This is a genomic window from Streptomyces sp. NPDC046866 (assembly GCF_040704625.1).
Lineage (GTDB): Bacteria > Actinomycetota > Actinomycetes > Streptomycetales > Streptomycetaceae > Streptomyces.
Genome location: NZ_JBEYXN010000001.1, coordinates 286,130 through 307,882 on the forward strand (window position 1 = coordinate 286,130; position 21,753 = coordinate 307,882).

Here is a 21,753-nt window from a genome sequence, read left to right on the forward strand (position 1 = left end):
CGCACAGCGCCCCGGAGACGGCCCTTCCAGGCCGGCCCCGGGGCGCTGTGTCGTTTCTTCGCGTGCGCCGCCGGCTACTCCTCGGCCGCGATCGCCGGTGCGCCGCCGGGCGGGCCCGGGTCGAGGAGGTCGGTCTCCTCGAAGACCAGCAGCGTGCGCGTGGAGAGCACCTCGGGGATGGACTGGAGCCGGGTCAGCACCAGCTCGCGCAGGGTGCGGTTGTCGGGGGTGTGGACCAGCAGCAGGACGTCGAAATCGCCGCTGACCAGGGCGATGTGGGCGGCGCCGGGCAGCTCGCGGAGCTTCTCGCGCACCGTGCGCCAGGAGTTTTGGACGATCTTCAGGGTGATGTACGCGGAGGCACCCTGGCCTGCGCGTTCGTGGTTCACGCGGGCCGTGAACCCACGGATCACCCCGTCGTCGATCAGCCGGTTGATCCGCGCGTACGCGTTCGCGCGCGAGACGTGGACCTGCTCGGCCACCGACCGTATCGACGCCCGGCCGTCCGCCTGGAGCAGCCGCATGATCGAACGGTCGATGGGGTCCAGGGGGCGGGGCGGGGCCTGTGGGGCGGAGGGTGCACCGCCCGGTGGGACCGGTGCGGAACCCGCTGCGGCCATTTGTTCATCCGGCATTGCCCACTGCCTCCCTGTCCTGGACGTCCTGCACCCATCCCAGGGCCCCGGCGCCACTTTGTCCACAGCCTGGAGGTGCCTGTAGCCAAATTGCGCCATCGACCGAACAATCGGTTGGTGAGGCGCCTCACAACCGGGGCTGCCGTCTGCCCGCTTCCCAAGAGGAGGTGTACGCCGCCATGACGGTCCAAGAGCTGCCCGGCGCCGGTGCGTCCCACCGATCCACCCCGCCGCCCGCCTGGAGCCCCCGTACGGATGCCGCGCCGCTGCTCCCGGACCCCGAGCCGTACCGGGTACTGGGCACGCCGGCCGCCGAGAAGCTCGACCCCGAGCTGATGCGCCGCTGCCACGCCGAACTGGTGCGCGGCCGCCGCTACAACGCCCAGGCCACCGCCCTCACCCGGCAGGGCCGGCTCGCCGTCTACCCCTCCACGGTCGGGCAGGAGGCCTGCGAGATCGCGGCCGCCCTCGTGCTGGAGGAGCAGGACTGGCTCTTCCCGAGCTACCGCGACACCCTGGCGGCCGTGGCGCGCGGCCTGGACCCCGTCCAGGCGCTGACGCTGCTGCGCGGCGACTGGCACACCGGCTACGACCCCCGCGAGCACCGGATCGCCCCGCTGAGCACCCCGCTCGCGACCCAGCTGCCGCACGCGGTGGGCCTGGCGCACGCGGCGCGGCTGCGCGGCGACGACGTGGTGGCCCTGGCCATGGTCGGCGACGGCGGCACCAGCGAGGGCGACTTCCACGAGGCGCTGAACTTCGCGGCCGTCTGGCAGGCCCCGGTGGTCTTCCTCGTCCAGAACAACGGCTTCGCCATCTCCGTCCCGCTGTCCAAGCAGACCGCCGCCCCCACCCTGGCCCACAAGGCCGTCGGGTACGGGATGCCCGGCCGCCTCGTCGACGGCAACGACATCGCCGCCGTGCACGAGGTGCTGTCCGAGGCGGTCCGGCGGGCCCGGTCCGGCGGCGGACCCACCCTGATCGAGGCGGTCACGTACCGCATCGAGGCCCACACGAACGCCGACGACGCGACCCGCTACCGCGGGGACTCCGAGGTCGAGGCATGGAAGGCGCACGACCCGGTGGAACTGCTGGAGCGCGAGCTGACCGCGCGCGGGATCCTGGACGAGCAGGGCATCGAGGCGGCGAAGGAGGCGGCCGAGCAGATGGCCGCGGCCCTGCGCGAGCGGATGAACGCCGACCCCGTCCTGAACCCGATGGACCTGTTCGAGCACGTCTACGCGGAGCAGACCGGCCGGCTGCGCGAGCAGGCGGACATGCTGCGGGCCGAGCTCGAAGCGGAGGAGCAGTCGTGACGACGGTGGCGGCGAAGCCCGCGACGATGGCGCAGGCCCTGAACCGGGCCATGCGCGATGCGATGGCCGCGGACCCGACCGTGCACGTCATGGGCGAGGACGTCGGCACCCTCGGCGGCGTCTTCCGCATCACGGACGGCCTGGCGAAGGAGTTCGGCGAGGACCGCTGCACGGACACCCCGCTCGCGGAGGCCAGCATCCTCGGCACCGCGGTCGGCATGGCCATGTACGGGCTGCGGCCGGTCGTGGAGATGCAGTTCGACGCGTTCGCCTACCCGGCGTTCGAGCAGCTCATCTCGCACGTGGCGAAGATGCGCAACCGCACGCGCGGCGCGATGCCCCTGCCGATCACCATCCGCGTGCCGTACGGCGGCGGCATCGGCGGCGTGGAGCACCACAGCGACTCCTCCGAGGCGTACTACATCGCCACGCCCGGCCTGCACGTGGTGACCCCGGCGACCGTCGAGGACGCTTACGGGCTGCTGCGCGCGTCGATCGCGAGCGACGACCCGGTGATCTTCCTGGAGCCGAAGCGGCTGTACTGGTCGAAGGCCGAGTGGAACCCCGAGGCCCCGGCGGAGGTGCCGGGCATCGGCAAGGCCCTGGTGCGGCGCACGGGCACGAGCGCGACGCTGATCACGTACGGGCCCTCGCTGCCGGTGTGCCTGGAGGCGGCCGAGGCGGCCCGCGAGGAGGGCTGGGACCTGGAGGTCGTGGACCTGCGCTCGCTGGTGCCGCTCGACGAGGAGACCGTCATGGCCTCCGTACGCCGGACCGGGCGCGCGGTGGTGGTCCACGAGGCGAACGGCTTCGGCGGACCGGGCGCCGAGCTCGTCGCCCGCATCCAGGAGAAGTGCTTCCACCACCTGGAGGCGCCGGTGCTGCGGGTGACGGGCTTCGACATCCCGTACCCGCCGCCGATGCTGGAGAAGCACCACCTGCCCGGCGTGGACCGGATCCTGGACACCGTGGCCCGCCTGCAGTGGGAGAACTGATGCCGCAGGTAATGGAGTTCAAGCTCCCCGACCTCGGGGAGGGACTGACCGAGGCCGAGATCGTCCGCTGGCTGGTGGCGGTCGGCGACGTCGTCGCCGTCGACCAGCCGGTGGTCGAGGTCGAGACGGCCAAGGCGATGGTGGAAGTGCCGTGCCCCTACGGCGGTGTGGTCACCGCCCGCTTCGGGGAGGAGGGCACGGAACTCCCCGTCGGAGCACCGCTGATCACGGTGGCGGTGGGCGTGAGTGCGGGTGCAGGCGCGGACGCGGGCGCGGGTGCGGCCGGGGCGGAGCCGGAGGCTTCCGGCTCGGGCAACGTCCTGGTCGGCTACGGGACGGACCACTCGCGCACGGCGCGTCGGAGGCGGGTGCGACCCGCCTCCGCGGCGGCTCCTGCTCCCGCCCCCGCCCCCGCTCCCGTGCCGGTGCCGGCTCCCGCGCCGGCCGCGGTGGTGCACACCGGCCCCGTGCCGGTCATCTCGCCGCTCGTGCGCAAGCTGGCCCGGGACCACGGGATCGACCTGCGCGCCCTGCGCGGTTCGGGACCCGAGGGCCTGATCCTTCGGGCGGACGTCACGGCGGCGATCGAGGCGCCCGCGGCCCCGGCCGCAGCTCCGGCTCCGGCGGCGCCTGCGGCGCCCGCCGCTCCGGCCGGTGCCGAGCGGATCCCGCTCAAGGGGCTGCGCGGCGCGGTCGCCGACAAGCTCTCGCGCAGCCGCCGGGAGATCCCGGACGCCACGTGCTGGGTCGACGCCGATGCGACCGAGCTGATGGCGGCGCGGGCGGCGATGAACGCCGCCGGCGGCCCGAAGATCTCCGTGCTGGCGCTGCTGGCCCGGATCTGCACGGCGGCGCTCGCGCGCTTCCCCGAGCTGAACTCGACCGTGGACCTGGCGGCGAAGGAGATCGTGCGGCTGCCGGCCGTGCACCTGGGCTTCGCCGCGCAGACCGAGCGCGGACTGGTCGTGCCGGTGGTCCGGGACGCGCAGACGCGCAACCCGGAGTCGCTGACGGCGGAGTTCGCGCGGCTGACGGAGCTCGCCCGGACCGGGAAGCTGGCGCCCTCGGACCTGACCGGCGGGACGTTCACTCTGAACAACTACGGGGTCTTCGGGGTCGACGGCTCCACGCCGATCATCAACCACCCCGAGGCGGCGATGCTCGGCGTGGGACGGATCACGCCCAAGCCCTGGGTGCACCGGGGCGAGCTGGCGGTGCGCCAGGTCGTCCAGCTCTCCCTGACGTTCGACCACCGGGTCTGCGACGGGGGCACGGCGGGCGGCTTCCTGCGGTACGTGGCGGACTGCGTGGAGTCCCCGGCCGTCCTGCTGCGCACCCTGTAGGCCGCTCACGGCCCGGTGGTCCGCCCCGCCGCGGTCACTGCCGGTCCGGGCGCGGGTCAGCGCGCCCGGGCCGGCAGCCGCGGCGGGGTCCAGTCCGCGTGGCGCAGAACGGCCCGGACCGTCGCCGCGGAAGGCGCCAGCCGCAGGGCCCCGTTGCGCAGGGCGACGGCCGCAGGGTGCGCCAGCCGGTGGCCCAGCCGGCCGGCCTGCCGGGCCGCGCGGGCCACGGCCTGGGCCCGCGGCCGGCGCACGGCGTCGTAGCGGGCCAGCGCCGTCTCCACGTCGGGGCCCGCGGCCAGTTCCGCGGCCAGGGTGACCGCGTCCTCCAGAGCCTGGCAGGCGCCCTGGCCCAGGTTCGGGGTCATCGCGTGCGCGGCGTCCCCGAGGAGGGCCACCCGGCCGGCGGTGAAGCGCGGCAGCGGGGTCCGCAGCTCGTGGACGTCGTGGTGCAGGACGTCCGCCGGGCGGGTCGCCGCCAGGAGGCGGGCGGCCGGCCCGTGCCAGTGCCCGAAGCGCCGCCCGAGCGCGGCGAGCGGGTCCGCGTGGCGCAGGCCCGCGGGGGCCGCCAGCACGGCGTGCCATTCCGCCCGGCCGTCGGCGAAGGCGATGTGCCCGAACTCCGCGCCGGGGCCCCAGGTCAGCTCGAAGTCGGTGTCGAGGCGGACCGGCCCGGCGGTGATGGCGCGCAGGACGGTGGAGCCGCTGTAGGCGGGCCCCGGGTGCTCGGGGAAGAGCTGCGCGCGGATGCCGCTGCGCACCCCGTCGGCGGCGACCACCACATCGGCAGCGGCCCGCGCCGCTTCGAGCGAGCCCGTCACGCCCGTGCGCAGAGCGCCCGGCGGGAGGGCTGCGCGCAGCAGGCGGTGCAGGTCCGCGCGGGGGATGCCGGCCATGGGGGTGCCGAGGGCGCGTTCCAGGGCGGCGCCGTCCATCCGGGACAGCCACCGCCCCTCGGGCGTGCGGGTGCCGCCGGTGTACTGGGGCCGGGCGGCCCCGCGGACGGCCGGACCCAGGCCCAGCACGTCCAGGGCCCGGATGCCGTTGGCGGCGAGCGAGATGCCGGCGCCCGCGTCGTCGGGGACGGCGGACCGCTCCAGGACGGTCACCTCCCAGCCGGTGCGGTGCAGTCCGATGGCGGCGGCGAGCCCGCCGATGCCGCCCCCGATCACCAGAGCGGTGCCGTTCATGACCGTCCCCCAGTCTCCCCGGGTGCCTCCGGGGTTTCTACAGATGTAGAAGCCGTCGGGTGCACCCTACTCCCAGGCTTCTACAGGTGTAGAAATGGGGGGTGAGTGAAGAACGACGCACCGTCCTGGCCGATGCCGCCATCGAGGTCCTCGCCGAGGCGGGGATGCGCGGGCTGACCCACCGCGCCGTGGACCGGGCGGCCGCCCTGCCCGCCGGCACCACCTCGGCCTACTTCCGGACCCGCGCCGCCCTGCTGACCGCCCTCGTACGCCGCCTCGTGGCCCGCGACCAGGCCGAGCTGCAGGCGGCCGGGGAGCGCACGCCGCCGCTGCGCACGTCCGCCGAACTGGTCGACGGCCTGGGCGCGCTGGCGCGGGCCCGGCTGACGGGCGAGGGGCGCCGGCGCTCGCTCGCCCGCTACGCCTGCGCGCTGGAGAGCGTCCGGGATCCGGAGCTGCGCGAGATCCTGGTGCCGCGCGAGAACGCCGGCCGGGAGCGCGTACGGGCCTTCCTGGCCGCCCGGGGCGTCCCCGACCCGGACGCCCGTACGCACGCGCTGCTGTCCTGCGTGGACGGCCTGGTCCTCGACCACCTGGTGGCGGGCACCGAGGTGCCCGCCGAGGCCCTGGAGGGGCTGGTGGCCGCGGCCCTCAGGTGACCGCCGCTCACAGGGCCAGCAGCACCTTGCCCACGTGGGTGGACGACTCGACCAGCCGGTGGGCCTCGGCGGCCTCCTGCATCGGCAGGACGCTGTGGACCACGGGCTTGACCCGGGCCGCCTCCACGAGCGGCCACACGTGCTCCCGCACGGCCGCGACGATCGCCGCCTTCTCCCGCAGCGGCCGGGCCCGCAGCGTGGTCGCCGCGATGGCCGCCCGCTTCGCCAGCAGGGTGGCGAGGTTCAGTTCGGCCTTCACCCCGCCCTGCATCCCGATCACCACGAGCCGCCCGTTCACGGCCAGGGCGTCCACGTTCCGGGCCAGGTACTTCGCGCCGATGATGTCCAGGATCACGTCCGCGCCCGCGCCGCCCGTCGCGGCCTTCAGCTCCGCCACGAAGTCCTGCTCGCGGTAGTCGATCAGGACGTCCGCGCCGAGCTCCTTGCAGCGGGCCAGCTTCTCCGGCCCGCCGGCCGTCACCGCGACCGTCGCGCCGACGGCCTTGGCGAGCTGGATCGCCATCGTGCCGATGCCGCTGGAGCCGCCGTGCACGAGAACCGTCTCACCGGGGCGCACGTGGGCCACCATGAACAGGTTCGACCACACCGTGCACGCCACCTCGGGCAGGGCCGCTGCCGTCACCAGGTCCACGCCCGCCGGGACCGGCAGCAGCTGGCCCGCCGGGACCGCGACCTTCTGCGCGTACCCGCCGCCGCTCAGCAGCGCGCACACCTCGTCGCCGACCGCCCAGCCCGACACTCCCGGGCCGACGGCGGAGATCCGCCCGGAGCACTCCAGACCGGGGTGCGGGGAGGCGCCGGGCGGCGGATCGTAGAACCCCTGCCGCTGCAGGAGGTCGGCGCGGTTCACGGCGCTCGCGGCGACGTCGACGAGGACCTCGCCCTCGCCGGCCACCGGGTCGGGTGCCTCGGCCCAGACGAGGGCCTCGGGGCCGCCGGGCTGATCGATGGTGATCGCATGCATGGCCCGGAGCGTACGCCAACGGCGGCCCGGGCAGGCCGACTCGGGCGGCCGCGTCCAGGAGGACGTCCGAGCGCCGTCGGCGGCGAGGCCGTGGAGTCGGTCTAGGCGGGCGGCGCGGCCCGCACGATGGTGATGAGACGGTCCGTCAGCTGGAGCGGGCTCGCGTGCGGGTCGTCGTACGGCAGCAGGCGGTGGCCGCGCAGCACGCTCACCACCAGGTCCTCGGTCTCCCGCACGCTCCTGCCCGCCTCGGACTTCCTCACGGGCCGTTCGACGAGGTCCAGCCCGGTGCCCTGGTGGATCAGGTCCTCCATGACCGTGCCCGCGCTGGGGCTCAGGACCGACAGGCCCAGCAGCCGGCCCGCCGCGCTCGCGCTCGTGATGACCGCGTCCGCGCCCGACTGGCGCAGCAGCGGGGCGTTCTCCTCCTCGCGGACCGCCGCCACGATCTTCGCGCCGCGGTTGAGCTGGCGCGCCGTCAGCGTGACCAGGACCGCCGTGTCGTCCCGCTGGGTGGCGATGATCACCTGACGGGCCCTCTGGAGCTCGGCGCTGAGCAGGACCTCGGAGCGGGTGGCGTCCCCCACGACGCCGGCGAACCCCTCCAGGCTCGCCGCCTCGATCACCTTGGAGCTGGGGTCGACGATCACCACCTGCTCCTTGGGCAGGCCCGTGGACAGCAGGGTCTGGAGGGCCGAGCGGCCCTTGGTCCCGAAGCCGACGACGACCGTGTGTTCGCGCACGCTCTTCCTCCAGCGGTTCAGCCGCCACTCTTCCCTGGTCTTCTCGGTCAGGACTTCCAGGGTGGTCCCCACCAGGATGATCAGGAAGACGATCCGCAGCGGCGTGATCAGCAGGACGTTGACCAGCCGTGCGCTGTCGCTGTACGGGACGACGTCGCCGTAGCCGGTGGTCGAGAGGGTCACCGTGGCGTAGTACAGGGCGTCGACGAAATCGACGCTGCCGTCGGCGTTGTCGTGGTAGCCCTCGCGGTCGAGCCACACGATCAGGACCGTCAGGGCCAGGACGAGCAGGGCCAGCAGCAGCCGTTTGCCGACCTGCTTCAGGGGCCGTTCCACCACCCGGCCGGGCAGGGTCACGCGGTGGGGGACGAGCTTCTCCTCGGCGCCGCGTGCCATCGCGTCCTGGCCGTGGAGTTTCACGTGAAACATCCTCCCGAGACCCACGGAAGGTCCAGGACCTCCAGGTCCTGCCCCGAGCGCGCCCCGCCCGGCGGTACGACGGCCAGCGCATCGGCGGCGGCGACCCCGCGCAGCATCGCCGGCCCGTGGTAGCGCAGCGGTACGGCGTGCTCGTCGGTCAGCAGGACGGGCACGAGGCGGGTGTCGTGCGGATGGCCCGGGACATCGCCCTGGACGGGGACGGCGTACCGGGGGCGCTGGCGGCGGCCGGCGAGGGCCCGCAGCAGCGGCTCGGCGAGCGTCAGCAGGCCGGAGACGGCGGCGAGCGGGTTCCCGGGCAGCCCGACCAGGTGGCGGCCGTCGGTGCGGGTGCCGAGCCGGGCGAGCAGCATGGGGTGCCCGGGGCGGACGGCGACGCCGTCGACCAGGAGCTCGGCGCCGGCCTCGGCGAGGACCGGGTGGACGTGGTCGACGGGGCCGGAGGCGGTGCCGCCGGTGGTGATGACCACGTCGGCGTCGGAGCCGGTGACGGCCTCCAGCAGGGCGGCCGCCCCGGCCGGGTCGTCGCCGATCCGGCGGGTGCCGGTGACCTCGGCGCCGAGCCGGTCCAGCCACGGCCCGAGCATGGGGCTCAGGGCGTCGCGGATCAGGCCCTCGCGGGGGCGGCCCTCGGTCAGCAGCTCGTCGCCGAGGACCAGGACCTCCACGCGGGGCCGGGGGCGGGTGGCGAGCTCGTCGTACCCGGCGGCCGCGGCGAGGCCCAGGACGGCCGGCGTCACCAGGGACCCCGCGGGCAGCAGCAGGTCGCCGGAGCGGCACTCCTGGCCGCGCGGGCGGATGTCCTGGCCGGTCTGGACGGGCCGGTCGGCGTACAGCTGGGTGCCGGCCTCGCGGGAGTGCTCGCTGCGGAGCACCGCGGTGGTGTCGGCGGGGATCCGGGCGCCGGTGGCGATCCGTACGGCCTCGCCGTCGCGGAGCGGCTCGGGCCGGTCCGAGCCGGCGAGGACGCCGCCGCCGGGGCGGACGCTCCACGGGCCGGGGCCGGCGACGGCCCAGCCGTCCATGGCCGAGGTGTCGAAGGACGGCAGGTCGGTGAGGGCTTCGAGGGGCTGCTCCAGCACCTCGCCGAGGGCGTCGGCCAGCGGAACGCAGTGGGTGCGCGGCCGGATCCCCGAGCCGGCGCGGGCAGCGGCCTCCCGGGCCCGCGGCCAGGCGGCGGCGCGGTGCCCGCCGGGGGCACCGCCCGCGCCGGGGCCTTCCCCCGCGGGGGGCCGGCTGACCAGCGCGAGGGCCTCGTCGAGAGCCTTGAGGGCGGGATCTGCGTCGGTGGGGGTCATCCCGGACCGTTCTCCGCGGAGGGGCCGCCTTCGGATCCGGGCTCGGATCCGGCTTCCGAGTCGGCCTTGGCTTCGGAGTCGGCCTCGGCCTCGGCGGCCCAGCGCAGGGCCAGGCCGGCGGCCTTGCGGGAGGCCTCGGCGACGGCGGCGGCCGGATCGGCCCCGGCGGCCTCGGCGCGGGCGGCCGCGTAGCCGACCAGGAAGGTGGTCAGCGGGGCGGCGGGCCGGGCGACGCCGTGGGCGGCGTCACGGGCGAGGTCGAGCAGGGTCTTGACGTCCACGTCGACGTCGATGCCCAGCTCGGACTTGGCAGCGGTGATCCATTGGTCCAGCACGTTTCCATGCTCCCTGATCCTGGCGCGGGCGGATGCGAGATCGTCCCAGGTGTCGCAGTCGAAGGAGGCGAGTGGCGCAGTATCGGTCACGTGGGCCAGCTCCAGCTCGGCGGTGAGGGCGCGCAGCGGCAGGCCGGTCAGCGTGCCGTGTTCGGCGGCGAGGAGGGCGATTTCGCGGCGCAGGGGCTCGGTGCGGTAGGCGGCTACCAGGGGCTGGTCGCGGCCCGCGGGGTCGCGGAGCAGGGCGCCGTCGGGGGTGGCGGGGGTGGCGGGGGTGGTGGGGGCCGTCAGGAGGGCTCGGACGGTGGCCCGGTCGAGGAAGGGGAGGTCGGCGGAGAGGACGAGGACCAGCTCGGCGGTGGTCTGCCGCAGGCCCGCGGCGAGGGCGGCCACGGGGCCCGCGCCGGGCGGGTCCTCCCGCGTCCAGCGGACCGGTCGGGCGGTGGGCCGGCGGTCTCCGACCACGACGGTGGCGGCGGCGTCGGGGCAGGCGTCGAGGACGCGGTCGAGGAGGGTGCGGCCGCCTACGCTCAGGCCGGGCTTGTCCGCCCCGCCGAGGCGGCGGGCGGCGCCGCCGGCGAGGACGATCGCGTCGTAGGTCATGCCCTTGAGTATGCGCGGAGCATGTTCCCTGCGGGGAGGCGGATTTGCCGGGGGTGGGTGCGGCCGCTGCGCGGAGCTTCTCCCCGCCCCGCCCTTTCTCCGTATCCCGGGGCTGCGCCCCGGACCCCGCCGACCGGGCGCTGCGCGCCGGCGGGGCTGGAGAGGCGGCGGGGCTTCGCGGTTCGGGGCTCCGCCCCGGGCCCCGCGCCTCAAACGCCGGCGGGGCTGGGTGGTTCCGGGCGGGGTGGGTGGCTCCGGCCGGGCTGGGTGGTCCGGCGGGGCTGGGTGGTTCCGGGCGGGTGGGTGGTTCCGGCGGGGCTGGGTGGGTGCCGGTCGGGGTGGAGGGGGCGGGGGTGGTTCGGGGCTCCGCCCCCGGCCCCGCGCCTCACACGCCGGCGGGGGCTGGAGAGGCGGCCGGGGGCGTGGTGTGGGCTTCGCCCCCGGGAGCCGTGCCTCAAGCGCCGGGTGGGTGGGTCGGGGAGGGGGAGGGGCGGGGCGGGTGGCCCCGCCTGGGGGTTTACAGGTACGGGCCCGAGCGGACTGCGCCGTGGGGGCCGTCATCGTCGTCGTCGTTCGGGGCGCCGGGGGGCAGGGCGCGGCGCATCTGCTCCAACTGGGCCCGCGCCGCCATCTGCTGGGCGAACAGGGCGGTCTGGATGCCGTGGAACAGGCCTTCCAGCCAGCCCACCAACTGGGCCTGGGCGATCCGAAGTTCCGCCTCGGACGGGACGGCCTCCTCGGTGAACGGCAGGGAGAGCCGCTCCAGTTCCTCGACGAGCTCGGGAGCCAGGCCGTCCTCCAACTCCTTCACCGAGGCGGCGTGGATGTCCTTGAGACGGACCCGGCTGGCCTCGTCCAGAGGCGCCGCACGGACCTCTTCGAGAAGTTGCTTGATCATGCTGCCGATCCGCATGACCTTGGCGGGCTGTTCGACCATTTCCGTCACTGGGACCTCGCGCGACTCGTCATCGGCGCCGCCGACCGCCATCCCGTCCTGTCCCACGATCAGGACGTGCGGGGGACTGTCCTGCGACCGTTCACTCCTCGGCATCTCCATGCCGGCCATTCTCTCGCACACCTCGTACTCACTCGGTGTGCCCCCGTACGGGCGTGATCCACCCTGTGCGCGGCCGGCAACGCTCCGTGAGCGTCGCCCGGCCGGACCGCTCAGCCGCCGCGGCGCAGCCGGACGCCGAGGTAGCCGAGGCCGAGGCCCATCAGGGCGAATCCGGTGCCCAGCGGCAGCAGGTGGGCGGCGAGGTCGGCGGCCCGCTCGTTCGGCTCGGTGCTGAAGGCGGTGACCGAGTGCGGCGGGCGGTGGCTCGGCCGGGCCGGCGGCGGGCCGACGGGCCGGGGGTGGCGGCGTACGGGGTAGGGGCGGGAGGCGAGCACGGCCCCGTCCGGGTCGGCGGGCTCGGCCGCCGGCTCGGCGGCGGGGCGTCCGGGCCGCTCCCGCCCGGCGCCGGGGACGCTGCCGGCGAGCTCCTCGTACTCCTCCTCGGGTACGGGTGCCTCGTCCTCCGCGACGGCCCGGCCCGCGGCGTGCGGCCGCGCCGTGGACGCGGCCGCTCCGGAGGCGGCGGGAGACAGGGCCGCGGCGGCCAGCGCCATCGCGGCCAGCAGGCGCCGCGCGCGCAGGCGTCGATTCACGGGTGCCCCTCCCGTCCCGAGCGGGCGATCTCCCGCTCAGGTTCACATGGTGGGGCAAAACAGGCATCCCGGGCGCCTCATAGGGGTGGCCCGGGATCATGGTTCGCGCAAAGGGCCGTACGCCGGCTCTCCGCCGGCCCTCCGCGCGGCCTGCTACTGGGGGTCGCCGGTGGAGACGATGAGGGTGAACTCGGGGCTGCCACCCTTGTCGATCTTGCTGCCGGGCTCCGGGGTCTGCGAGAGCACCGTGTCCTCCCCGTAGACCGCCTCGTCCTTCTTCTCGACCTTGTAGCGCCAGCCCGCCGCCTGGATGCACTCCTTCACCGAGCGGACGTTCTTGTAGCGGAAGTCGGGCGCCTGGACCTTGGACGCGTCGCTGTAGTCCTTGTACGGCTCCTTGCACTTCGCCGGGTCGATCGTGCGGGTGATGTCCGGGCCCTTGTGGCTGGGCTTGGAGGCGGACGGGTTGGCCGCCTGGCCGCCCGTCGTCTGCTGCTTCGCCTGGTTGCCGGAGTCCTTGCCGCCCTCGTCGTCCCCGCTGCCGGAGATGGCGTAGATCAGGCCGCCGACGGCAACCAGCGCCACCGCGATCGCACCCACGACCACCGGCATGTTCTTCCGGCTGCTCCCGCCGCCCGCACCGCCCGAGCCGGCCGCGGCCGCGCCCTGCGCCGCGAACGGCGGCGGCGTCGGCGCGTACCCCTGCTGGGCCGGGGCCTGCGGCGGGTAGGCGTAGCCGCCCTGCTGCGGGTGGGTCTGCGCCATCGGCGGCGGCGTCGGCGCGTACCCGGCCGGCGTGTAGGGCTGCTGCACCGTCCCGGCCGGCGCGGCCCCCTGGAAGCCGGAGTCCAGCGGCGGGAACACGGCCGAGCCCACGCCCGCGCCGCTGCCGCCGATGTGCACGCCGGGGACGATGGCCGGCGCACCGGTCTGGCCGGCGGACATCACCCGGGCGATCTCGTCGCGCATCGCGGCCGCGGTGGGGAAGCGCTCGTTCGGGTTCTTCTTCAGGGCCCGCGCGACCAGCGCGTCCATCGCCGGGGTGATCGACCGGTTGATGGTCGAGGGGGCGACCGGCTCCTCCTGCACGTGGGCGTACGCGATGGCGAGCGGCGAGTCGGCGTCGAAGGGGATCCGGCCCGTCAACAGCTGGAACAGCATGATGCCGACGGAGTACAGGTCGGAGCGGGCGTCGACCTGCCGCCCGAGGGCCTGCTCGGGCGAGAGGTACTGCGGGGTGCCGACGACCATGCCGGTCTGCGTCATGGAGGTGACGCCGGACTGCATGGCGCGGGCGATGCCGAAGTCCATCACCTTGACCACGCCGCGCTTGGTCATCATGACGTTGCCGGGCTTGATGTCGCGGTGGACCAGGCCCATCTCGTGGCTGGTCTCCAGCGCGGCCAGCACGTCGGCCGTCACCTTCAGCGCCTTGTCGGCCGGCATCGCCCCGTACTGGCGGATGTCCGCCTCCAGGACGGAGCCGAGCGGCTGGCCCTCCACGTACTCCATGACGATGTACGGCATGACCGCCGCGTCGCCCCCGCCGCCCGGGAACGTGACCTCGCCCTCACCGGTGTCGAAGACCGAGACGATGTTCGTGTGCGACAGTTTCGCTACAGCCTGGGCCTCGCGGCGGAACCGCTCGCGGAAGGACTGTTCGCGTCCGAGGTCGCTGTGCAGGGTCTTGATGGCGACCTGCCGGTCGAGCGCCGAGTCGTACGCCAAGTACACCGACGCCATGCCGCCCGCGCCCAGCAAGTCCCTTAGCTGGTAACGGCCACCGGCCAGAGAGCCGCCTGCGTACTGGCCCTGAGTGCCGTCCTGGCTCATGACTGTTGCTTCCCCTCGGGGTGTGTCCGTACGCGTCTGGCTGAGCGCATTTGGGGCCCAGTCTGCCGGAGCGCAAGGACACGTCAAGCCAGGTGCCCGTTCCGTGACCACCGGGCCACCGCGAGCCATTGTCCGAACGGCGACCTGTTCGGAGGCTGTAGCGTTCATCGGAGCACCCGAAAAGGACCTACCGCTCAGCGGCGGCCGAGAGAGACGACGGCGAGGACTCATGGCACCCGAACCCGAGGGAAACGGCGCCGGGATGGCAGAGAGTCCTGAGCACTGGGGGGCCGGCGGACTCGTCGGCGACGGCCGCTACCGGCTGACCCACCGCCTGGGCCGCGGCGGCATGGCGGAGGTCTTCGCCGCCGAGGACGTCCGGCTCGGCCGCACGGTGGCCGTGAAGCTGCTGCGCCCCGACCTCGCCGAGGACCCGGTCTCCAAGGCCCGCTTCACGCGCGAGGCCCAGTCGGTCGCCGGGCTCAACCACCATGCCGTCGTCGCCGTGTACGACTCCGGCGAGGACACGGTCGGCCAGAGCACCGTCCCGTACATCGTGATGGAGCTGGTCGAGGGCCGCACCATCCGCGACCTGCTGATCAGCGCGGAGGCCCCCGGGCCCGAGCAGGCGCTCATCATCGTCTCGGGCGTGCTGGAGGCGCTCGCCTACTCGCACCAGCACGGCATCGTGCACCGCGACATCAAGCCGGCGAACGTGATCATCACCGACGGCGGCGCGGTCAAGGTCATGGACTTCGGCATCGCGCGCGCCCTGCACGGCGCCCAGTCGACGATGACCCAGACCGGCATGGTCATGGGCACCCCGCAGTACCTCTCGCCCGAACAGGCCCTCGGCAAGGCCGTCGACCACCGCTCGGACCTGTACGCCACCGGCTGCCTGCTGTACGAACTCCTCGCGCTGCGTCCCCCGTTCACCGGCGAGACCCCGCTGTCGGTGGTCTACCAGCACGTCCAGGACGTGCCGGTGCCGCCCTCGCAGCTGCCGGAGGGCCACGACATCCCGCAGGAGCTCGACGGCCTGGTCATGCGCTCCCTCGCCAAGGACCCGGACGACCGGTTCCAGAGCGCCGAGGAGATGCGCGGGCTGGTCCAGTACGCCCTGCAGATGCTCCAGGACCAGGGGCCGAACACCGGTACCTGGAACACCGGCCCGGTCACCATGGCCCTGCCGCACGGCCGCGGCGCCGCGCCGACCGCCGCGATGCCGGTGGCCCAGCCGCCCGGCGGCCGGCCGGACTACTCCGCGCACGCCTCGACCTCGCAGTTCCAGCAGCCGATGGTGCCGCCGCTGAACCCGGACGACGGCTCGGCCTTCCCGGGCGGCGGGTACGACGGCCACGGGCGCGTCCCGGCCCAGGGCCACGGGGGGCCGCACGGGCACGGCCCGCACGAGGGCTATGACGGCTACGACGCGTACGACAACCGCGGCGGCGGGCGCTGGAAGCTGTGGCTGTTCGCGGTCCTCGCCATCGTCGCGATCGCCGGCGGTGTCGCGTACGCCGTCAAAACGGTGAGCCACAAGGGCAGTGACGGCAACAAGCCGGCGACCGTGCAGAGTTCCTCGAGCGGCCAGCCGAGCGCCCCGTCCGCGCAGCAGAACACCCCGTCGCCCGAGACGTCTTCCTCGCGCTCCACGGACGAGTTCTCGGCGCCGCCGACCCGCAAGTACTCGCCGAGCTCCTCGCCGTCGTCCTCGCCGTCGGCCAGCCCCTCGCCCTCGGTGACGAAGTCGAGCCCGGCGCCCACGAAGTCGAGCAACCCGGCGCCGACGAAAAGCTCCTCGGGCGGAGTGGTCGACCCGCCGAACCCGCTCGGCGACTCGAACTGACGAAATAGCGGGCGGAAGGCGCGCCGATAACCGGATTTAATAAGTCCGGTTCAGTTCAGGCGCGCCTCTCCGCCTGCAGGCGGGCGACGTACGCGGCGGCCTGCGAGCGGCGCTCCATGCCCAGCTTCGACAGCAGGCTCGACACGTAGTTCTTGATGGTCTTCTCGGCGAGGTGCAGCCGCTCGCCGATGGCGCGGTTGGTGAGCCCCTCGCCGATCAAATCGAGGATCTTCCGCTCCTGCTCGGTCAGGTTGGCCAGGCGGTCGTCGCCCCTGCCGCCGGAGCCGTCGCGCAGCCGCTCCAGCACCCGCGCCGTGGCGACCGGGTCCAGCAGCGACTTGCCGGCCGCCACGTCCCGTACCGCGCCGAGCAGCTCGTGGCCCCGGATCGCCTTGAGGACGTAGCCCGAGGCGCCGGCCATGATCGCGTCGAAGAGGGCCTCGTCGTCGGCGAACGAGGTCAGCATCAGGCACTTGACGTCCTCGTGCAGCGAGCGGACCTCGCGGCAGACCTCCACCCCGCTGCCGTCGGGGAGGCGCACGTCCAGAACGGCGACGTCCGGACGGGTGGCGGGGATGCGCACGAGGGCGTCCGCTGCGGTACCCGCCTCGCCGACGATCTCGATGTCCTCTTCGACCGACAAGAGCTCATGCACCCCGCGTCGTACCACTTCGTGGTCGTCCAGGAGGAATACCTTGATTTTTCCGTCTTCGCGCACGAACTCAGTTTCACACACTCACCCCTTCCCTGCGGTCGTTACCCGGGATAACGTGCCGTTGTTCCGGCCCCCTGCAAGGCTGTGACCAGTGCTTGTTCCCGGCTCTGCGGATTTACTTGGAAATCCAAGCAAAAACGCAGGTCAAGTGGGGTTTCGCAGTTATGCGGTGCACTGGGTAACGTGCATTGCGCAGGGCAAGTCGCCGGGGCACCTGTCACGCCTGAATCCCTACACGACGCGCACCCACCCCGTGTGCGGGTACGGACCCAGGTGAGCCGCACTGGACCCCGGAGAACCCGGGAGCCGGACCGACGGAGGAGCAACACGTGACCGTGGAGAGCACTGCCGCGCGCAAGCCGCGACGCAGCAGCGGCACCAAGCGGGCGGCAGGCGCGGCGAGCGCCGCCAAGGCCCCCGCCGCCAAGGCTGTCGCCACCGCGCAGAGCGCCGAGCCCCAGCTCGTACAGCTGCTGACCCCCGAGGGGGAGCGGGTCGGCGCTGCCGAAAACCCTGACAACGCAGAGTTCCTGTCCTATGTCGAGGACATCACCACCGAGGACCTGCGCGGGCTCTACCGCGACATGGTGCTGACCCGCCGTTTCGACGGCGAGGCCACCGCCCTCCAGCGTCAGGGCGAGCTGGGCCTGTGGGCCTCCCTGCTGGGCCAGGAGGCCGCCCAGATCGGCTCCGGCCGCGCGCTGCGCGACGACGACTACGTCTTCCCGACCTACCGCGAGCACGGCGTGGCCTGGTGCCGCGGGGTCGACCCGACCAACCTCCTCGGCATGTTCCGCGGCGTGAACCACGGCGGCTGGGACCCCAACAGCAACAACTTCCACCTGTACACGATCGTCATCGGCTCGCAGACGCTGCACGCGACCGGCTACGCCATGGGCGTGGCCAAGGACGGCGCCGACTCCGCGGTCATCGCCTACTTCGGCGACGGCGCCTCCAGCCAGGGCGACGTGGCCGAGGCGTTCACCTTCTCGGCCGTCTACAACTCCCCCGTGGTGTTCTTCTGCCAGAACAACCAGTGGGCGATCTCCGAGCCGACCGAGCGCCAGATGCGCGTCCCGCTGTACCAGCGCGCGCAGGGCTTCGGCTTCCCCGGCGTCCGCGTCGACGGCAACGACGTCCTGGCCTGCCTCGCGGTCACCCGCTGGGCCCTGGACCGGGCGCGCCGCGGCGAGGGCCCGACGCTGGTCGAGGCGTACACGTACCGCATGGGCGCGCACACCACCTCCGACGACCCGACGAAGTACCGGCGCGACGAGGAGACGGCGGCCTGGGAGTCCAAGGACCCGATCCTGCGCCTGAAGACCTACCTGCTCGCGAGCGGCGGCGCCGACGAGGCCTTCTTCGAGGAGCTGGAGGCCGAGAGCGAGGCCCTGGGCAAGCGCGTGCGCGAGGTCGTGCGCGCCATGCCCGATCCGGACACCATGGCGATCTTCGAGAACGTCTACGCGGACGGGCACGCGCTCGTCGACGAGGAGCGCGCCCAGTTCGCCGCCTACCTCGCGTCCTTCGAGGAGGGTCACTGATGGCTGTCGAGAAGATGTCGATCGCGAAGGCGCTCAACGAGTCGCTGCGCAAGGCCCTGGAGACGGACCCCAAGGTCCTGATCATGGGCGAGGACGTCGGCAAGCTGGGCGGTGTCTTCCGCATCACCGACGGCCTGCAGAAGGACTTCGGCGAGGAGCGGGTCATCGACACCCCGCTCGCCGAGTCCGGCATCGTCGGCACGGCCGTCGGCCTGGCCCTGCGCGGGTACCGGCCGGTCGTGGAGATCCAGTTCGACGGGTTCGTCTTCCCCGCGTACGACCAGATCGTCACGCAGCTCGCGAAGATGCACGCCCGCGCGCTGGGCAAGATCAAGCTGCCCGTCGTCGTGCGCATCCCCTACGGCGGCGCGATCGGCGCGGTCGAGCACCACTCGGAGTCCCCGGAGGCCCTCTTCGCGCACGTCGCGGGTCTGAAGGTGGTCTCGCCGTCGAACGCGAGCGACGCCTACTGGATGCTCCAGCAGGCGATCCTCAGCGACGACCCGGTGATCTTCTTCGAGCCGAAGCGGCGCTACTGGGACAAGGGCGAGGTCGACACCGAGGCCTTCCCGGACTCCCTGCACGCGGCTCGCGTGGCCCGCGAGGGCAGCGACATCACCCTGGCCGCGTACGGCCCGATGGTGAAGGTCTGCCTGGAGGCGGCGGCCGCGGCGGCCGAGGAGGGCAAGTCGGTGGAGGTCGTCGACCTGCGGTCGATGTCCCCGGTCGACTTCGACGGCCTCCAGGCCTCGGTCGAGAAGACCCGCCGGCTCGTGGTCGTCCACGAGGCCCCGGTCTTCCTCGGCCTCGGGTCGGAGATCGCCGCTCGCATCACGGAGCGGTGCTTCTACCACCTGGAGGCGCCGGTGCTGCGCGTGGGCGGCTTCCACGCCCCCTACCCGCCGGCCCGCCTGGAGGAGGAGTACCTCCCCGGTCTGGACAGGGTGCTCGACGCCGTCGACCGCTCGCTGGCGTACTAGGAGAGCCCCGTGACCATCCGCGAATTCAAGATGCCCGATGTGGGCGAGGGCCTCACCGAGGCCGAGATCCTCAAGTGGTACGTCCAGCCGGGTGACACCGTCACCGACGGGCAGGTCGTCTGCGAGGTCGAGACGGCGAAGGCGGCCGTGGAGCTGCCGATCCCGTTCGACGGCACCGTGCACGCGCTCCTGTTCGAGGAGGGCACCACGGTCGACGTCGGCCAGGTGATCATCTCGGTCCAGACCGGTACGGGAGCCGACGAGGCCGTCGGCGCCGCCGGCGCCGCGGCTCCGGCCGCCGCCGCCCCGGCTGCCGCACCGGCCCCGGCCGAGGAGCCGGCGCCCGAGGGCCGCCAGCCCGTGCTGGTCGGCTACGGCGTCGCCCAGTCCTCCACCAAGCGCCGCCCGCGCAAGGCCGTGCCGGCCGCGGCTGCGGCGGCCCCGGCGGCCCCGGCGGCTGCGACTGCCCCGGCGGCCCCTGCCCCGGCTCCGGTCGTCCCGGCTCCGGTCGTCCCGGCTCCGGCCCAGGCGCCCGGGTCGCTGAACGGCTCCGGCCACGCCCCCGCCGGAGGCGAACGGCCGCTGGCCAAGCCGCCGGTGCGCAAGCTCGCCAAGGACCTGGGGATCGACCTGGCCTCCGTGGTGCCCACCGGCGAGGGCGGCATCGTGACCCGCGAGGACGTGCACGCCGCCGCCGCGGCCGCACTCGCCCCGCAGGCCGCCGCTCCGGCGCAGGCCCCGGCACCGGCCGCCGCGGCGGCCCCCGTGGCCGAGGCCCCGGCCGCGGTGCCCGCCGCACCGGCGGCCGACGCCGGCGCGCGGGAGACCCGTATCCCGGTCAAGGGCGTCCGCAAGGTCACCGCCCAGGCCATGGTCAGCTCCGCCTTCACCGCGCCGCACGTCACCGAGTTCATCACCCTCGACGTGACGCGCACGATGAAACTGGTCCAGGAGCTCAAGGAGGACCCGGACCTCGCCGGGCTCCGCATCAACCCGCTCCTGCTCATCGCCAAGGCGGTCCTGGTCGCCATCCGCCGCAACCCGGACGTCAACGCGTCCTGGGACGAGGCGGCCCAGGAGATCGTGCTCAAGCACTACGTCAACCTGGGCATCGCGGCGGCCACCCCCCGCGGGCTGATCGTCCCGAACATCAAGGACGCCCACGCCAAGACCCTCGGCGAGCTGTCGGAGTCGCTGTCCTCCCTGGTGGCCACGGCCCGCGAGGGCAAGACCTCCCCGGCGGACATGCAGAACGGCACGATCACCATCACCAACGTCGGCGTCTTCGGCGTCGACACCGGTACGCCCATCATCAACCCCGGCGAGTCCGCGATCCTCGCGGTCGGCGCGATCAAGCTCCAGCCGTGGGTCCACAAGGGCAAGGTGAAGCCGCGCCAGGTCACCACGCTGGCGCTGTCGTTCGACCACCGCCTGATCGACGGCGAGCTCGGCTCGAAGTTCCTGGCCGACATCGCCGCGGTGCTGGAGCACCCGCGCCGCCTGATCACCTGGTCGTAGCGGGCAGCACACCGCCCCGACGACGACACCGACGGCCGGCCCTCCTTCCGGGGGGCCGGCCGTCGGCGTGCGGGCACCGGTCGGCGGGCCGGCGAGGCGGGCCCGACCCCGGCCTGCGGGCGCCGAAACTCCATGGCCACAGGGGCCGCCGCTGCTGATCATGGGCGGATGCGCTTCCGTCCTGCCACAGCAGGTCCGCCGACCTGGACCGTGCCGCCGCCTACCCGGCCGACGCCGACGGCCCCGTCGCCGCCCTGTCCCCCGAGAAGATCCGCGAGGAGCTCGCGGCCCGCCGGCTCCGCCCCGCATGGACCTGGTTCGCCGAGGACGAGAGCGGTGAGGTCCTCGCCCGCGCCCTGTGGTGGGGCCGCGCCGACAGCGAGCGGCCCCTCGCGCTGGACTGCCTCCAGGTCCGGCCCTCGGTGGCCGACCCGGCGGCCCTCGCGGCCGGGCTGCTGGCCGCCGGGCACGAGGCGTTCGGCGCGCTCCCCGAGTACAACATGTCCCTGCCCGCCGACTGGAAGGACCGCCCCGAGGCCGTCGCTGCGGTCGCCTGGCGCCGGGAGGCCGCCGAGCGGGCGGGCCTGGCCCGCGCGATCGAGCGCCTGCGCTACGAGTGGACCCCGGCCGCCGGCACCGCCGGTCCCACCGGCCGGCTGGTCTTCCGGGACGGCACGGACGAGGAGTACCTGCACGCCTTCGCCCGCCTGGCCGAGGGCAGCCTGGACCTCCACACCCAGCAGGAACTGCGCTCCACGGACGCCGAGCAACTGGCCCGCGCGGACATGGACTTCTACCTCGACTGCCCCGGCGAGCGCTCCTGGTGGCGCCTCGCCGAGCTGCCGGACGGCACCCTCGCGGGCCTGGCCGTACCGTCGGCGACGCCGTACTACCGCAACGTCGGCTACCTGGGCGTCGTCCCGGAGCTGCGCGGGCGCGGCCTGATCGACGAGATCCTGGCCGAGATCACCCGCTTCCACGCGGCCGAGGGCGCCGACCGCATCACCGCCACCACCGACACCGCCAACGTCCCGATGGCCGCCGCCTTCGCCCGCGCGGGCTACGAGGTCACGGAGATCCGGCTGATCATGGAGTCCGCCGCGTAGGCGCGGGGCGTCCCGTCGAAC

General features: G+C 74.0%; 19 protein-coding genes. 9 read left to right on the top strand and 10 right to left on the bottom strand.

What is annotated here, in order from left to right; translation table 11 throughout:
* Positions 1-74: 74 nt before the first annotated feature.
* Positions 75-635 carry an Lrp/AsnC family transcriptional regulator gene (locus AB0953_RS01360; RefSeq protein ID WP_366857282.1) on the bottom strand — a complete coding sequence of 187 codons (561 nt, stop codon included), beginning with the start codon at positions 633-635 and terminating at the stop codon, positions 75-77.
* A gap of 179 nt (positions 636-814) precedes the next feature.
* On the opposite strand from AB0953_RS01360, the gene pdhA (AB0953_RS01365) reads away from it, so the two are divergent.
* Genes pdhA (AB0953_RS01365) through AB0953_RS01375 form a run of 3 tightly spaced genes read left to right on the top strand, consistent with a single transcriptional unit; the run spans position 815 to position 4,289 of the window.
* Positions 815-1,951, top strand: a complete 1,137-nt coding sequence (gene pdhA, locus AB0953_RS01365; protein WP_366857283.1) for a pyruvate dehydrogenase (acetyl-transferring) E1 component subunit alpha — start codon at positions 815-817, stop codon at positions 1,949-1,951.
* The gene (locus tag AB0953_RS01370; RefSeq protein WP_366857284.1) at positions 1,948-2,946 is read left to right on the top strand and encodes an alpha-ketoacid dehydrogenase subunit beta; all 999 of its coding nucleotides are present in this window, start codon (positions 1,948-1,950) and stop codon (positions 2,944-2,946) included. The genes pdhA (AB0953_RS01365) and AB0953_RS01370 overlap by 4 nt, the downstream gene beginning before the upstream one ends.
* Positions 2,946-4,289, top strand: a complete 1,344-nt coding sequence (locus AB0953_RS01375) for a dihydrolipoamide acetyltransferase family protein (protein WP_366857285.1) — start codon at positions 2,946-2,948, stop codon at positions 4,287-4,289. The genes AB0953_RS01370 and AB0953_RS01375 overlap by 1 nt, the downstream gene beginning before the upstream one ends.
* A 56-nt stretch (positions 4,290-4,345) precedes the next feature.
* Here the strand turns inward: AB0953_RS01375 and AB0953_RS01380 are convergent, their stop codons facing one another.
* Positions 4,346-5,476 carry an FAD-dependent monooxygenase gene (locus AB0953_RS01380; RefSeq protein ID WP_366857286.1) on the bottom strand — a complete coding sequence of 377 codons (1,131 nt, stop codon included), beginning with the start codon at positions 5,474-5,476 and terminating at the stop codon, positions 4,346-4,348.
* A gap of 101 nt (positions 5,477-5,577) precedes the next feature.
* Between AB0953_RS01380 and AB0953_RS01385 the strand changes: the two genes are divergently transcribed.
* Entirely contained in the window at positions 5,578-6,135 is a 558-nt protein-coding gene (locus AB0953_RS01385; protein ID WP_366857287.1) for a TetR family transcriptional regulator C-terminal domain-containing protein, read from the top strand.
* Between the two features lie 7 nt (positions 6,136-6,142).
* Here the strand turns inward: AB0953_RS01385 and AB0953_RS01390 are convergent, their stop codons facing one another.
* The 7 genes from AB0953_RS01390 to AB0953_RS01420 all read right to left on the bottom strand — a co-directional run bounded on the left by AB0953_RS01390 (position 6,143) and on the right by AB0953_RS01420 (position 14,020).
* Complete coding sequence (locus tag AB0953_RS01390) at positions 6,143-7,120, bottom strand: NAD(P)H-quinone oxidoreductase (protein ID WP_366857288.1); 978 nt, start codon at positions 7,118-7,120, stop codon at positions 6,143-6,145.
* 101 nt (positions 7,121-7,221) lie between these two features.
* Positions 7,222-8,292 (bottom strand): potassium channel family protein, encoded by a 1,071-nt coding sequence (locus tag AB0953_RS01395; protein WP_366857289.1) that lies wholly within the window; start codon positions 8,290-8,292, stop codon positions 7,222-7,224.
* Positions 8,280-9,599, bottom strand: a complete 1,320-nt coding sequence (locus AB0953_RS01400) for a molybdopterin molybdotransferase MoeA (RefSeq protein ID WP_366857290.1) — start codon at positions 9,597-9,599, stop codon at positions 8,280-8,282. Before AB0953_RS01400 ends, AB0953_RS01395 begins: the two co-directional genes overlap by 13 nt.
* Complete coding sequence (locus AB0953_RS01405) at positions 9,596-10,537, bottom strand: NTP transferase domain-containing protein (protein WP_366857291.1); 942 nt, start codon at positions 10,535-10,537, stop codon at positions 9,596-9,598. Before AB0953_RS01405 ends, AB0953_RS01400 begins: the two co-directional genes overlap by 4 nt.
* A 517-nt stretch (positions 10,538-11,054) precedes the next feature.
* Entirely contained in the window at positions 11,055-11,594 is a 540-nt protein-coding gene (locus tag AB0953_RS01410; protein WP_366857292.1) for a bacterial proteasome activator family protein, read from the bottom strand.
* A 110-nt stretch (positions 11,595-11,704) separates the two neighbouring features.
* Positions 11,705-12,187: a hypothetical protein gene (locus tag AB0953_RS01415; protein ID WP_366857293.1), complete on the bottom strand. Its 483-nt coding sequence runs from the start codon at positions 12,185-12,187 to the stop codon at positions 11,705-11,707.
* Positions 12,188-12,340: 153 nt separating this feature from the next.
* Positions 12,341-14,020 (bottom strand): protein kinase, encoded by a 1,680-nt coding sequence (locus tag AB0953_RS01420; RefSeq protein ID WP_366857294.1) that lies wholly within the window; start codon positions 14,018-14,020, stop codon positions 12,341-12,343.
* A 229-nt stretch (positions 14,021-14,249) separates the two neighbouring features.
* On the opposite strand from AB0953_RS01420, the gene AB0953_RS01425 reads away from it, so the two are divergent.
* Positions 14,250-15,869 carry a protein kinase gene (locus AB0953_RS01425; protein ID WP_366857295.1) on the top strand — a complete coding sequence of 540 codons (1,620 nt, stop codon included), beginning with the start codon at positions 14,250-14,252 and terminating at the stop codon, positions 15,867-15,869.
* A gap of 55 nt (positions 15,870-15,924) precedes the next feature.
* Here AB0953_RS01425 and AB0953_RS01430 read toward each other — a convergent pair whose 3' ends face one another.
* Positions 15,925-16,587, bottom strand: coding sequence for a response regulator transcription factor (locus AB0953_RS01430; RefSeq protein WP_366857296.1), 663 nt, complete (start codon positions 16,585-16,587; stop codon positions 15,925-15,927).
* Positions 16,588-16,913: 326 nt separating this feature from the next.
* Here AB0953_RS01430 and pdhA (AB0953_RS01435) point away from each other — a divergent pair, with 326 nt between their 5' ends.
* From pdhA (AB0953_RS01435) to AB0953_RS01450, 4 genes are all read left to right on the top strand, one after another.
* A complete protein-coding gene (gene pdhA, locus AB0953_RS01435; RefSeq protein ID WP_362169282.1) occupies positions 16,914-18,128 on the top strand; it encodes a pyruvate dehydrogenase (acetyl-transferring) E1 component subunit alpha in 1,215 nt (404 codons plus the stop codon).
* The gene (locus AB0953_RS01440) at positions 18,128-19,108 is read left to right on the top strand and encodes an alpha-ketoacid dehydrogenase subunit beta (protein WP_366857297.1); all 981 of its coding nucleotides are present in this window, start codon (positions 18,128-18,130) and stop codon (positions 19,106-19,108) included. Before pdhA (AB0953_RS01435) ends, AB0953_RS01440 begins: the two co-directional genes overlap by 1 nt.
* A 30-nt stretch (positions 19,109-19,138) precedes the next feature.
* Positions 19,139-20,626 carry a dihydrolipoamide acetyltransferase family protein gene (locus tag AB0953_RS01445; protein WP_366857663.1) on the top strand — a complete coding sequence of 496 codons (1,488 nt, stop codon included), beginning with the start codon at positions 19,139-19,141 and terminating at the stop codon, positions 20,624-20,626.
* Between the two features lie 422 nt (positions 20,627-21,048).
* On the top strand, positions 21,049-21,732 hold the full coding sequence (locus tag AB0953_RS01450) for a GNAT family N-acetyltransferase (RefSeq protein WP_366857298.1): 684 nt from the start codon (positions 21,049-21,051) through the stop codon (positions 21,730-21,732).
* Positions 21,733-21,753 lie beyond the last annotated feature (21 nt).